The sequence below is a fragment of the uncultured Roseobacter sp. genome (assembly GCF_947496515.1).
GTDB lineage: Bacteria > Pseudomonadota > Alphaproteobacteria > Rhodobacterales > Rhodobacteraceae > Roseobacter.
The window spans coordinates 1-13,519 of sequence record NZ_CANMDB010000007.1 but is presented as its reverse complement, the minus strand read 5'-3'; the positions used below and the strand labels follow the sequence as shown (position 1 = coordinate 13,519).

At 57.2% G+C, this 13,519-nt stretch carries 9 protein-coding genes and 2 pseudogenes; 8 read left to right on the top strand and 3 right to left on the bottom strand.

Annotated elements, in window-relative coordinates:
• The first annotated feature begins 230 nt into the window (after window positions 1–230).
• The 5 genes from Q1A53_RS13310 to Q1A53_RS13290 all read left to right on the top strand — a co-directional run bounded on the left by Q1A53_RS13310 (window position 231) and on the right by Q1A53_RS13290 (window position 4,976).
• Complete coding sequence (locus Q1A53_RS13310; protein ID WP_299967492.1) at window positions 231–836, top strand: hypothetical protein; 606 nt, start codon at window positions 231–233, stop codon at window positions 834–836.
• Window positions 833–1,891 carry a hypothetical protein gene (locus Q1A53_RS13305; RefSeq protein WP_299967489.1) on the top strand — a complete coding sequence of 353 codons (1,059 nt, stop codon included), beginning with the start codon at window positions 833–835 and terminating at the stop codon, window positions 1,889–1,891. Before Q1A53_RS13310 ends, Q1A53_RS13305 begins: the two co-directional genes overlap by 4 nt.
• Window positions 1,881–2,480 (top strand): OmpA family protein, encoded by a 600-nt coding sequence (locus Q1A53_RS13300; RefSeq protein WP_299967485.1) that lies wholly within the window; start codon window positions 1,881–1,883, stop codon window positions 2,478–2,480. The genes Q1A53_RS13305 and Q1A53_RS13300 overlap by 11 nt, the downstream gene beginning before the upstream one ends.
• Before the next feature lie 16 nt (window positions 2,481–2,496).
• Window positions 2,497–3,987 (top strand): caspase family protein, encoded by a 1,491-nt coding sequence (locus tag Q1A53_RS13295; RefSeq protein WP_299967482.1) that lies wholly within the window; start codon window positions 2,497–2,499, stop codon window positions 3,985–3,987.
• 590 nt (window positions 3,988–4,577) lie between these two features.
• Window positions 4,578–4,976 (top strand): hypothetical protein, encoded by a 399-nt coding sequence (locus Q1A53_RS13290; RefSeq protein ID WP_299967479.1) that lies wholly within the window; start codon window positions 4,578–4,580, stop codon window positions 4,974–4,976.
• A gap of 4 nt (window positions 4,977–4,980) precedes the next feature.
• Here Q1A53_RS13290 and Q1A53_RS13285 read toward each other — a convergent pair whose 3' ends face one another.
• Both Q1A53_RS13285 and Q1A53_RS13280 read right to left on the bottom strand, forming a co-directional pair.
• Window positions 4,981–5,157, bottom strand: a complete 177-nt coding sequence (locus Q1A53_RS13285; protein WP_299967476.1) for a hypothetical protein — start codon at window positions 5,155–5,157, stop codon at window positions 4,981–4,983.
• Between the two features lie 593 nt (window positions 5,158–5,750).
• Entirely contained in the window at window positions 5,751–6,368 is a 618-nt protein-coding gene (locus tag Q1A53_RS13280) for a tRNA (adenine(22)-N(1))-methyltransferase TrmK (RefSeq protein WP_299967473.1), read from the bottom strand.
• A 721-nt stretch (window positions 6,369–7,089) separates the two neighbouring features.
• Between Q1A53_RS13280 and Q1A53_RS13275 the strand changes: the two are divergent.
• From Q1A53_RS13275 to Q1A53_RS13265, 3 genes and pseudogenes are all read left to right on the top strand, one after another.
• Window positions 7,090–7,332 (top strand): annotated as a pseudogene (locus tag Q1A53_RS13275) (integrase core domain-containing protein); the annotation flags it as partial.
• 35 nt (window positions 7,333–7,367) lie between these two features.
• Window positions 7,368–7,586: a hypothetical protein gene (locus Q1A53_RS13270; RefSeq protein ID WP_299967470.1), complete on the top strand. Its 219-nt coding sequence runs from the start codon at window positions 7,368–7,370 to the stop codon at window positions 7,584–7,586.
• A 756-nt stretch (window positions 7,587–8,342) separates the two neighbouring features.
• A complete protein-coding gene (locus Q1A53_RS13265) occupies window positions 8,343–12,464 on the top strand; it encodes a Calx-beta domain-containing protein (protein ID WP_299967467.1) in 4,122 nt (1,373 codons plus the stop codon).
• Window positions 12,465–12,918: 454 nt separating this feature from the next.
• Here Q1A53_RS13265 and Q1A53_RS13260 read toward each other — a convergent pair.
• Window positions 12,919–13,519: pseudogene (locus Q1A53_RS13260) on the bottom strand (integrase core domain-containing protein); the annotation flags it as partial.

The following is a 13,519-nucleotide window of genomic DNA, read 5'->3' as shown; positions in this document are numbered from 1 at the left end:
CGTTGGTACGGTATTCGCGGCCGCCGGACCGCAAAGCAAAGTTACAAATAGCACCCTCAGCACTGACACTTGAATATTCATTTAATGTAAATTTCACAAGAATGTTGCCGGTCAACCGTCAGATCACTATCGTAAGTAAAAGCACTTCTTTCAACTATTGATTTTTTCGGAACATAATGGCGTCTTTTATCCGTACAGCTCTGCTTGGTTGCGCCATCTGCTTTGGGGTGTTGAACGCCGCATCAGTCAAAGCGGATGCGCTCGTCGAACGGCTGATAGACGAGATCAGTTTGGACGCGCTGGATCAGATCATCGAGGATGCGGGATATCAGATCAACCTTTTGAAATCTTTACAGAATAACCCCGAAGGCGGGGGTGCGGCCCAGCCAGAAGACGAGGTTGCAGTCGTGTCCGGCGGCGGGCAGGCTCTGACGCGGACACGGGCGGATCTGCTGTGTTTTGCCGACAATTTCGGCAACCAGAAATCACCGGCAGAGCTGGATGGCTATTTCGATGGAATCGAAAACGGGCTGAGGCTCAGCCAGACCCTTTTGACGTCTTTCGACGCGCTCAAGCCGAGCTTTGCGGAAGACAGTTGCAACCCCATCATGGTTAACATGGTCGATACGGCCGGAGCGGAGTTGGCCGGTGTCTCGCGCGCCGAAATGGCCGAGTTGGCGCTTCATCTCGAAACCTGTTGGCCCGACCAGGGCATTGCCGAGGCCGATGGATCCCAGATTGACATGGACGCCAGATACTTTCGGGCGCGCGATCTGCTCAGGCAAGTCCGGCGGGTTACCGTCCGGGTTGACGCGGCAAAGGCCTACTGCGGATGACCCCGCTGTCGCATACCCGGGCTTTGCTGCTTGCGGCTGGGCTGATCGTGGCCCCACTTGCTGGGGCGGCTCAGCAGGTTGACGCCATTGGAAACATAGGTGCTCTGGTCAATCAGGGCTTTGGCGCAGTATCGGCATTGCGTGCCGACATATTTGACGCTGAACGGCGGCTGAACGAACTGGAGAGCGCGTTGACGGTGGCGTCACCGGGCGTCGGCAGAGGGGAGCCGTCTCAGCTGGCCACGGAGATCGCGCGCCACCCTCTCGTGCTGACGGCCAAGCCACTGTGCAAGGACGCGTTTCAGGAACTGGTGGTTGAAAACGTGCCGGCCCGCGTCGATGTGATCGACCGGTGCATCGACGACATCAGCCCGCGCATCCGGTACCGCACGGCTCTGGAATGTGCGACGCTGCATTGGGTCTTGAGCGGTGACGGTCAACTGCGGCTGAACGGATACGTTCAGGGCGAAGAGGACCGCGCGCAGCTTGCGTCAACCTACGGCGCTCAGACGGTGGCTTCGGTCACGGCAAAGCCCTTCCCGGCCTGCGCAGCACTTGAGGCGCTTGAGCTGCCCCTGACCTCCAATGCGAAACCCGGGGTGCGGCTTTTGTCCGACAAAACGCGGGTGGCCTTCAAGGAAAGCCTTGCGTTCGAAGTCACGACGCCGGATTTCTTCGCCTTTGTTTATGTCGTCTATCTTCAGGCTGATGGCAGCGTGGTCAATCTGACGCCCCGCACCCGCCTGCTGCGCGAGCAATACAGGCCTCGGTCCACCATCCTCTTTGGTGACGGGGTTGCAGGACGACAGCTCTACACTGCGTCCGCTCCGGCGGGCTCTGAGGCGATTATCGTTGTCACATCCCGCAGCCCGATCGACAGCCTGGACACCCTGGAAATCGGGCCGCGGGGGCAGTTTGCCCTGGCCGCGAACGGCGCACCTCTGGATCAGAACGGGTTTCTCGGTCTGTTGAGCAAAGGGATGCAGGAAGAGCATCAAGGTATTGGAAGCCGCGAAATCTCGGCCGAGGTTTTGCACATTACGGTTGTGCCCTGACGGCGCACAACCGCATTTACATTTAACGGTGGAGGCATCATTGAAGAAAATCGGATTAATTGCAGCGTTCGGCGTCGCACTTGCCATACCGACAACCGCGCCTGCACAGCAAAATCTCGACAGCCAGTCGATCATTCAACAACTGCTGCCGCAGAATACCGGGCCGGTCGTGCGCTCGATGAACAGCATTGCCAAGCGCGGGATCAATATTCAGGGGCAGCTTCCGATGGAGGTTGACCTGCCCAAGATCAGCATGACGATCAATTTCGAACTGGATTCCATCAAACTGACCGCCGATGGGATGCTGGCCTTGCGCTCACTGGCCAAGGCCTTGCTGGACACCCGTCTGTCCCGGATGTCGTTTCAGGTCGCCGGTCACACCGATGGCCGGGGCGATCTGGCCTACAATCAGCGCCTGTCCGAGATGCGCTCGCAAGTCGTCGTGGATCATCTTGTGAATTTTTACGAGGTTCCCCGCACCATGCTTGTGCCGACGGGGTATGGGACGTCCCGTCCGATGGACCCCACGAACCTGATGAACCCTTTGAACCGCCGCGTTGAGATCATCAACGTCCAACCCCTTTCCTGACATACGAGGTACCAAAATGCGTATTTTTATCTATTTGATGGGCTTTGTGGTCATGGCAGCAACCGTGCTGACCGCGTCGGTCGCAGCAGCTGAACGCCGACTGGCGCTGGTGGTCGGCAATGGTGCCTACCAGCACTCCACACCGCTGGCCAATCCGGTGAATGACGCCGAGGCCATGGCCAACAAGCTCGAAAGCCTTGGCTTTGAGACCTATGTGGGATTTGATCTCGACAAGATCGGAATGGAACGCCTGCTGCGTGATTTTGCCCGTGCCTCGCGCGATTCCGATGTGAATATGTTTTTTTACGCAGGTCATGGCATGTCGGTGAACGGTACCAACTACCTCGTCCCGGTAGACGCCGTATTCGAGGATGAAACGGCGCTGGACTTTGAAGCCGTGTCGGTGGATTTCGTCACCCGCCAGATGTCTTTGTCAAACGCGGTGAACCTGGTGTTTCTGGACGCCTGCCGTGACAACCCGCTGTCGCAAACGCTATCGCGCTCCATGGGCGCCACACGGTCTGCCGCCGTGTCGAGCGGTCTGGCAGAGATGAAGGTTCAGGATAATGGCAAGGGCATGGCTATTGCATTCGCAACCAGTCCCGGCCAGGTCGCGTTGGATGGGGATGGCCTGAATTCGCCCTTCACCACGGCGCTGCTCAAGCATATTGACGCGGAAAACACCGATATCGCCGAAGTCTTCAGCCGGGTGACAGGTGATGTCTACCAGAGCACGGATCAGGCACAGCGTCCCTGGATCAACGTGTCCCTGACAGGTCCGGTGGTCCTTAACCGTGTGAACAGAGTGGAGCCTGCACCCGTCGCACAGGCAGCGGTTGACACAAACGTGGCAGCGGCGCCCTCACGATCCATGCTGGAAGAACAAAAACTACTGTTCGATCTGGCGCGCGAAACTGGTGATGTTGAGGATTACAAAGCCTATCTTGAGAGCTTTCCCACAGGGCTTTACGCCAACAATGCCCGCCGGATGATCCGCCGCCTGCAAGAAGCGCAGGGCGGAGGATCGACACAGATTGCATCCGCGCGCCTGCCCCAGCCCCAGCCGGCAGCAAACACCCGCAGTGCCGCCATCAACGAGGTTGGCCCCCTGCAACTGCCCGTGACCGCGGCACTGCGGGGTCAGATCACCGGTGAGGCTACGGAAGCGTCCATCAATCTTGACCGCACCGGGCGTGGCAACGTTCAGGCGCGGCTGAACGCCACGGGTAACAATGTGGGCACCGTGGATGGTTTGTGGGGCAATAACACCCGGCGCGGGATTTCCAACTGGCAGGCCAGCAACGGGCTGCAACCGACCGGATTTCTGAGCATCCCGCAGTTGGAACTGCTGGTGGCGCAAACCGAAGGCCGGTACACGCCTTACACGCATACTGCGACTGCTCCACGGGCAACAACCAAGCGCCGGAACAGCTCGTCAAACAATAACAATGGCGTAATTGGTGGCGCGCTCCTTGGCATTGCGATCGGTACGATTTTGTCAAAGTAGCGTCCGTCTGGGTGAATGTGACAGATAAGGCTGACATCTTTCGCAATGTTGTCGCGAGGCCTTGCCAGTCATAGCTGCCGTTGCCGCCAACGCCGTCCTTCATGACCGCACAGGGTCAAGCCAGCTGTGCGGACCAACTCGCCTTCGGCGCGTGCAGCGGTGCTTGCATCGCCCCCGGTCGCAGACGCAACGCGTTGTTTCGGATGCCTGGCGCATGACGTGGAAGCGGTTGCTCACCGGATCCATCTTTGGCTTCTTGAACCCGCAGCACTTTTTGATCCGACCCCACTGGCCGAGTGCGTTACAGTTTGAACCCGGTTTGACGCTTTAGCTCCATGACTTGGGGGGCGATGATGGAGGCAGGTATCGCGGAACAGTTCTTCTGCCGAATGATGCGTCGGCTGTGCGATGATTGGACTTTTTGAGGATAAGATCGGGCTTAAGCAAACTACATCAGAACGATCGGTTGCTGCACTTTACCGCCTTGCCCAGGGCGTATCGTATCCACTCTTTGATCCCGTTGGTCCATCGCGATGCTGCGTCCGCCATAGGATTTGCTGCGTCGGCGCGACTGCAGGATGCGGACGGACATGACATGTCCGGCGTTGGCAGCTTCGAGCCATGCCACGGACACAACGCGCAGCGACGCCAAGGTCATAGACGCGGTCTGCACCCACATTCAAAAACCGCCCGACGGCGCGGCGTCACACCAGATAGATGAAGGTTGCTGTAGCGGCGGTGGCGGACCGGAAGACTTCGAGACACCTGCCCTATTGGGTGCCGTAAGCCGCTCGCCAAATATTGCCCCGATCCGGTTTTGGCGTTCGTGCTGGCGCTCGTCGTATGTCGGGTTTCTTTCATTTTTTCGGCCCGGGATTGAGGCGCGTATCCTTCTGTTTGTCGATGCGTATCTGAACCAATCGGCATTCTGGCGTCAGTCCTCGGACCTGCAGGCGTTTGCACGGCAAATGGCGAGAGAGGCCGAGTAACTCGTCAACATTTGGTAAGTTGCTGAACAGAGGTCTTGGCCGATATAGCCGCTGATCCATTGCCCGGCAGGTGAAACCCCGCTTCAATGGCGGCGATCATAGCGGTCTTCTCCTCGCCGTGCTCGTCGGCCCGTCCTGCGACGATCCGACTAAAAGCGCCCGTGTTGCTCAATAGCTTCATGCAATCGAGAAAATCTGTTGTAGAGCATGGTCACTGGGCGCATCGCGTTTTGCGGAGGCCTTCGTAATGATCAAAACCTGTTCCCAAACCGTCTTTGCGACGCTGACTTCTCCAGCGTTCAGGTCAGCATGGAAACCGAGACGGGATACGACCGAAAACCAATGAAGACGCAATGCAGTTTGGGAAAGCCACCCCGCCAACCAGACACCGTCCTCCGGTGGCCTCGCCCGCGCCATTCCCATGCGTTTCGCGGAAGGTCTTGCCCCGCGTGTGGTGCTCGATTTGACCTACGCCGATGGTGTGACGCAATCCGGCTCGTTCCATGGAAATACCGTCTCTGACCAGACTTCATCCAATCACGTAACCAGACAAAGCCTTTTACAGCAGACAGACCTGATGACTTCCGACACCCAATGATCCGTTGCTGCTCTGCCCTGCACTGGTCTGGGCGAACCAACGAATAAATGAAGAGGCAGTGATGCTCGACAACAAGATACCACCCGTGACCGGCGGCTTAAGCGGCACGGATGTCGCAAAGTCTGGCCTCCACGTGGATCACATCGTCCCGAAACACAGTGCTTTGGCCGGTGATTTCAGCCTACCGGTGCAACTCGACATGCACCGTAGGCCAAGATCCATTGATCTCTCCTTTGAGCCTGTGCGAACACCAAGATAACGTACCGACGCGGGTCGTCTTCTTTGGGCGCCTGCGCTGCGACGATCCGGGCCATCAGACCGTTCTCTTCGGCCATCGCCGGAACATCGTTGATTCCGGGGTAGTTTGCCTTGGCCATGAGGATGTGCCCGTTAGGGGACAAGTATTTCCTCACTTTCGCAAAGAAAGCTCTGTTGGTTGCAAAGCCCGTGTCCCATTGAGCAGCTTCCACGTGATCGCTGGCTGGTGCTGCCCAACCCGGGAGGTTCGCAAGGACAAGATCAAAACGCTCGCCGGGTGCCAGGGCCGCAAGCCCATCAGACAGGCGTATGTCCAGACGCCCGTTTAGTTGATGGCGCTCTGTGTTGCTTTTGGCGTTTCGAACAGATTGCGGATTGATGTCGAGCGCAACACAGCGCTCGGCCCCGGCCTTGCACGCCACGACAGCCAGAACACCCATGCCAGTCCCCACATCCAAAACCGATACACCGGGCGGCACGTGCATGTTTTGCAGCAACAGCCGCGTGTCTGAACGCGGCGGGAAGGCATCTGGCAAGACCAGAAACCCCAGCTTTTCAAAGACAGCCTTCGTTCGGAACCTTGCGCCAGTCCGACTGCTGCGCGCGTTGACGCTCTGCGACCTGGGCCAAATCATCGGGGGACAGCACATTTTCAATCCTGATCGCTGGCCCCTTGTTGGAAGTCGGAGTGATCTGGCGTCCCCGGAGTCTCTGCGATCAACATAGAAAGCGCGTCGTGCTGTGGGGTCCATTTCCAGACATCCTGCGCCTTCGCGCTGTCATGAACCCGATCCATGCGCCGGGGCACTTCCCACCTTCGTGATGCAAATGCATTCAGAATGGCCGGGCAGCGGCTGGCCAGCACCGCGCGCAGATCACATCCGAGCATTCCTGCATCGTCGCGTCGGAAGGGGGTTGCAGCACTCGCAATGAGAGGGGTGCAGGTCACGTCACATGCTGCGGCTGTATGGAGATGGGCAGAGGCGGCATCCCGCGCTGACACCCCGTGATAGGCGGTGGATCACCATCTCTGCCGGGTTTTCTGAAAGCAGCGGCTGATCCGAACGATGGCAGCATTCAGATGAGGCCCGGCTTCTTGGCGCACCATCGCCTCAGCCTCCAGCTTCGTCTCATGGTAGATCGTGCGCGGTGCAGGAGGTGTTTCGTCATCAATCCACCGAGTGGCTTCTAACAAAGCCAAACCATCCGTGGAGTGCTGAGGGCCAGAAAACAGTCCGGGGGACTGTTTTCCCGAGGCACGGCCAGGTCGAACGGATGAACCGCACGATCAAGGACGCGACCGTCAAACGGTATCACTACGATACTCGTGATCAGCTGAGCACGCATCTCGCAGACTTCATCGCAGCCTACAACTTTGCCCGCAGGTTAAAGACGCTCAACGGCCTGACGCCTTACGAATACATCTGCAAGATCTGGACTTCAGAGCCAGACAGATCCATTGCTTATCCGATCCACCAGATGCCGGGACTGAACACCTAGGACCAAGAAAAAAACCAGCTTGCAAGACCTGCGGGATGATCGCTCAAAAGTCAAAAGATTTGGATATGCGCCTTTCAGTGGACAACAAAGAGCCGCGCATGACCGTCGGCTTTGTCACGTCTTGGCTGCTCTCTGCGATTGCTGGCCTCAGACCGAACCGTGTTTACCAGGTTAATAAACCAGCTTCGGCTAAGATGGCTCGCTTTCTTTGCGATTTTGGTCCGAGCGCAAGAAATGAACCTGTTGGTGCCTAAGTCAGGGCAAGTATCAGCCTGGACTTTTTGCATTGTATTTTCGAGAGAACCCAAATCACATATACCGTTCAGGGTAGCCGGAACCTTGAGAATTATTTTAAGAAGATATCGATTAACGCCTTGGCTCTCGGCTATCAGAAGGGCCGGAAAAGCATCAGCCAAGCTTTCTGCAGATTTGGTTTCTCAAACAGAAGACCAAATACATACTTCGGAAGCTCACCGAGGTGCAGCGATTATCTATCAATGCTATTTTCGCCTAGGCTACAATTGAAATCCGAATTTCTGCGCAATACCCTAAGTCTGTGCTGCTGAGGGTAGGTACCGATCGTTCAGCGCGCGTATAGGCCTTGTGGTTGTTTTGCTCACTCTCAGCCTGAGCCTGTTTCATCGCAGCAATCACCTCGTCTGGCTCACCCTTCAAACAAGCTCGTACTTGTTTGATTGAAACGAATTACAGGCCGCGAAAAAGCGTGGATTGTGTTTCCCACAAACCCGAGAAGGCAGAACCAATCCTGAGACATTCGTGGGCGGCATGATGAAGGGTTGAGATCGCTAATTGTGAGCACTTAAGAGCGCACCGTAAATCGTGCCACCGTTGCCGCGCCTCTTGTTGGACCTTGGTCGCATCCGACGGCGATGACCTAAACGACCACTTGGACCGGCGCGAAAGCGTGACAGGCCTCACCTGGCACCATGCTACTCGGGTGTCGACGCCTCATGCGCGTGCCGCAACCGTTCGCGTTTTGCAAATGAATTGTGAAGATCGCCGACACCGGTTCGTTAACACTTTACAAGCTTCGCCACAAACGAGTTTACTGGTCCGACCTGTATTTGAACGACTATAAACAACTTAAGGATATTGAAATGCTGACGATTACCGGTGGAGAAATCATCGAAGGCTCCAGCAATAATGACGACTTTATCGTCTATACCGCGACCCTTTCCGAGGCATTGCTGCAGCCGGTCACCTTCATATACGCCGCGCGGTCCGGTACGGCGGACGAAGAAGCTGATTTCGACACCGTTGGTACCATTATTGCCATCCCGGCAGGCCAGACGTCGGTGCAATTCTTCGTGCGCACGGTGGCCGATAACGTTTCTGAAGCGGACGAAAGTGTCAAAGTCGACATCTTCAATGTGCAAGGGACAACTCTTGCCAATGGCGAGCTTCGCACGACCATTCAGGGCGTGATCCTCGATGACGACGGCACAGGGCTGAAACGGACTGCGCTGGTCAATGACGCCTTCGTGCGGGAAAACGATGCTGGCACCAAACAAGCAGTTTTCGAGATCCGCCTGTCACAACCGTCGACCGAAGCGATAACGCTTGACTACCAAACCCGCGACGGCACCGCGCTGGCGGGTTCGGATTACACCGCAGCGATCGGATCGGTGACTTTCGCGGCGGGAGAAACGGTGAAAACCGTTACCGTAGACATCACTGGCGACATCTTGGTGGAGGGCAGCGAGCAATTCTCTCTCGTGGTTGCCCCCACCGCAGCAGACGCCGACCAACTCGCGGTGGATTTTGCGGGCGGCGTGGCCACAATCCTGGATGATGACGCATCGGGCAGTGTCCCAACTCTGTCGGTAACGGGCGCGGATGTGTTGGAAGGGTCTAGCAACAACGATAATTTCGTCACTTTTACGGCGACCCTTTCGGAACCGGCGCTATCGTCTATCTCTTTCGCGTATCGTGCCAATTCGGGCACGTCAGACGAGGACGCAGACTTCGATAGCGTCGGAACAGTTGTGACGATCGCCGCTGGACAGACCACGGTACAGTTTTCTGTCCGCACGGTCGCGGACAATGCGATCGAAACAGACGAGAGCCTTCAGCTCGACATCTTCAACGTACAAGGTGCGGTCCTGTCGAATGGTGAGCCTATAACGACCGTTCAAGGTGTGATCCTCGATGATGACGGATCGGGGCAGAAGCGGGTAGCTTTCGTCAATAATGTGACTTTGCTGGAAGGGGACAGTGGTGCGAAACAGGCTGTTTTCGAGATCCGCTTGTCGGATCCCGCAAGCGAAGCGATCACGCTGACGTATCAGACACGTGATGGCACGGCTTTGGCCGGTTCGGACTATACGGCGACCACAGGCACTGTGACCTTTGCCGCCGGCCAGACGGTAGCTTCTGTGGCCGTTGACGTTTCAGGCGATACGGCCATCGAAGGCAGCGAGAAGTTCTCTCTCGTGGTTGCACCCATCGCCGCACACGCGGATCAACTCGCGGTCGATTTCGCCGGCGGGGTAGCCACGATTATGGATGATGATGCGTCTGCTACCGCACCTTCGCTGACTGTGACAGGTGGAGAAACCGTCGAAGGTACCAGTGGCAACGACAACTTCATTCCCTATACCGCGACCTTGTCGGAGCCCTCGCTATCGCCGGTCACCTTCATCTATCGCGCGCTTTCGGGCCTCGCAGATGAAGGGGCGGACTACGATATCAACGGCACCACCGTAACGATTCCGGCGGGTCAGACCTCGGCGCAGTTTTTTATCCGTACAGCGGCCGAAAACACTGTCGAAGCAGATGAGAATATTCAGGTCGAAGTCTTTAACGTGCTGGGTGCCGAACTCGCCAATGGCGAAGAGCGCATGACAGTCCAATCCGTTCTACTGGACGATGATGGTTCGGGCCTGAAACGCTCTGTGACGATTCAGGACACCACGATCCTGGAAGGCGACAGCGGCATCAAACAGGCAGTCTTTGAAATACGCCTGTCGGAGCCTTCGGGCGAAACGATCATCTTCGACTACACCACCGTCGAAGGAACCGCCACGAGCAACGGGGACTTTCGGGGCGCCAGTGGTCAGGTGACCTTTGCGGCCGGTCAGACGATCGCATCTGTCGCGGTGGACGTGTTCGGTGACACGGCATCCGAACAGATGGAGAGCTTTCAGCTTGTGCTGACAACCAACTCGCCTGAAATCGAGGGCGGCCAAACCGGTGTCGTTGCGAAGGCGACGTTGTTCGACGACGACACCGCATTGGGGTTGGCCCCAGAAATCTCGCTGACAGTCGGAGAAATTGTCGAAGGCTCAAGCGGCAATGACAATTTCATGACCTTTCTGGTTACCCTGTCCGAACCCTCAACGAGCCCGGTTTCCTTCAGCTACGAGGCGCTTTCGGGCACCGCAATCGTTTCTGAAGACTTCGATGTGAATGCCAGCACGCTCACTATTCCGGCCGGCACCACAACCGGCCAGATCTTTGTGCGTACTGTGGCGGACAACACGCCGGAAGAAAACGAAACCGTTGTGGTTGAGCTGTCGAACCCAACAGGGGCGGTTTTTGCGGGCGGTGGGTCCACTCTGAGCGCCACGGGCATTATTTTCGACGATGACACGCCCGCGGCAGTGCTGGGCACACCGCGTGTATTGGTGAGCGATACCAGTGCACCGGAAGGTGGTGTGATGACGTTTACGCTCAGTCGGATCGGCTCGACCGCTGAGCCGACGACCGGCTCTTTCAGTCTTCTCGACGGCACAGCCGACTCAGGGTCAGACTTTGCTGGCGCCAGCGGACAGTTTAGCTTTGCCGCGGGTGCAATCACCACATCGATCACTGTACCGATCAACAATGACACCCAAGTTGAAGGATCTGAGACGCTGGTCCTTCGCCTGTCGGATCTGGAAAATGGTGTCTTGCCTGGCAATGCGCGCGAGGCTTTCGCGATCGGTACCATCGAACCCACACCGCAACCGAGCCCGACCGTCATTTTGGGTACAGAGGCCGGGGAGACCATCACAGGCACCAGCGATGACGAGCACATTTTTGGCTTTGGAGGCGATGACCGTCTTCTCGGTGCGCGGGGCGACGATAGACTCTTTGGTGGTGACGGCGTCGATGTGCTCAACGGTGGCGACGGCAACGACACGATGTCGGGCGGTAACGGCGCAGACACGGTCTATGGCCAGGGCGGGAATGACTATATCGACGGAAATGACGATAACGACCAGCTCTTTGGCGAAGCGGGCAACGACTCCATCTTCGGAGGCCTCGGCAATGATACGATTGGCGGCGGCGACGGTGTCGATACCATCGATGCGGGCGGCGGAGACGATACCGCATTCGGTGGCGAAGGTAATGATACGATCCGCGGCGGCGACGGCAGCGACACGCTCTTTGGCAGCGGCGGCAACGACTTCATCAATGGAGAAGACGGCAACGACACGATTTTCGGCGAGACCGGGGTCGACACGTTGCTGGGTGGCGCTGGCGACGACTTCATGGGCGGCGGCGGCGGCGGTGACGTCATGGACGGCCAGACCGGCAATGACACGATGTTCGGCGGTGCAAACGACGACACGATGTTGGGCGGCGCTGGCAACGACGTCATCGATGGCCAGACCCAAGATGACGACCTCTTTGGGCAGGCTGGTGACGACACTCTGTTCGGCGGCGATGGCTTCGACTTTCTTGACGGCGGCGACGGCAACGACGTACTGAACGGTGGCAACGAGGGCGATACTCTGGTCGGCGGTCTCGGTGTGGACACCCTGAATGGCGGCGCTGGATTCGACACCTTCGACTTCAACGCAGTTGCGGAATCGAGCTTTGAGGCTGCGGATACGATCATCGGCTTTGAGGGCACCGGGACCTTTGGCGGCGATGTTATCGACGTATCGACCATCGATGCCAATACGACGCTTGGGGGCAATCAGGCGTTCACCTTCCTTGGCGCAGTTACCAATGCGACTGGCCTTGGCTTCGGCGCAGGGGCCCTCTGGGTCCAGGAATTCGGCGGCCAAACGCGGCTATATGGCAATGTGAACAACGACGGCGCTATCGATCTGGAGGTCCGCATAAACGATGGCCCGGGCGTCCTGGCAACCGATTACACCGCGGGCGACTTCATTCTGTGAGGTTTGTCGTTCTGGCTCACATAAATTCATGAGGATAAAACGATGATCAGGTAAACTGATGAAGCGCCATTTCCTTTTTGGGTGCGATTCATTCCAAGGTCGTCGTTTTCCATGAGCCATGCTTTTTTTGTGGCCGTTGGTCTTTAAGCTGTCTTCCTTAGTATGCAGCTAGGTGGGATCTTCTGGCGGTTTGGATCATGACGGTCGATGCCGCCAGAAGCTGTTGTTGGCTCGAGAAAACGAGGCCAGAAATCCGTAAACACGCAAACGAACAAAGCCATCTTGAAAAATGGTATAGCGGCATATCTTCTCTCGACCGATTGCGTAGTAGTCTGTCGAGAGAGCAAACGGGCCGTTTATCCCATGAACGGTTACGGTATTCCTCAAGTGTAACGCGAGGTGCTCAACCGCCCGTTATGGATATGTCGTGACCCAGCCCCCTGATCCGGGGTGTTCAGGTGTAGAATCCGTTCCTGTTTCTTGCTGTTGATATGGTTGCGGTCAAGGCCTGCTGAGCGGAGCCTTTGCGGAGCTCAAGCGAGGCAGGCCGGGTGCGGCGGTTGAGATTGACGTAGACGGCAGGTGCCAACCCGCCAAGTGATGTGTGTGGTCTCTGTGTGTTGTAGTCGATCCTCCAGTTTTCGATGATCTTTCTGGCTTCGGCGAGGTTGCCGAAGATGTGCTCATTTAGACATTCGTCGCGCAGCCTGCCGTTGAAGCTTTCCACGAAGGCGTTCTGCATCGGTTTGCCTGGTGCGATGTAATGCCAGCCAACGCCAGTATCCTGGCACCATCGCAGCACAGCATGAGATGTCATTTCTGTTCCGTCGCCATTGTCGCTCGGACCAATGGCGCATCCAATGGCAACTCGCTGACAATCATATCGGGCTGGTCACGCCGTCGGATCAGATCTCCAACTCGCGGGTGATGCGGGCACCAGACAAGGAGCGATCGACTACAGTTGCCAAGGCTTCGCGCGTACAATCATCCACGATGCACAACACGCGGAACCGCTGGCCATCCTCAAAGGCGTCAGACACGAAGTCCAACGACCA

Bases quoted from the DNA above. Each gene is read 5' to 3' on its own strand.
- Q1A53_RS13305 (WP_299967489.1), top strand. From the start codon at position 833: ATGACCCCGCTGTCGCATACCCGGGCTTTGCTGCTTGCGGCTGGGCTG.
- Q1A53_RS13295 (WP_299967482.1), top strand. From the start codon at position 2,497: ATGCGTATTTTTATCTATTTGATGGGCTTTGTGGTCATGGCAGCAACC.
- Q1A53_RS13290 (WP_299967479.1), top strand. From the start codon at position 4,578: ATGACATGTCCGGCGTTGGCAGCTTCGAGCCATGCCACGGACACAACG.
- Q1A53_RS13285 (WP_299967476.1), bottom strand. From the start codon at position 5,157: ATGAAGCTATTGAGCAACACGGGCGCTTTTAGTCGGATCGTCGCAGGA.
- Q1A53_RS13270 (WP_299967470.1), top strand. From the start codon at position 7,368: ATGATCGCTCAAAAGTCAAAAGATTTGGATATGCGCCTTTCAGTGGAC.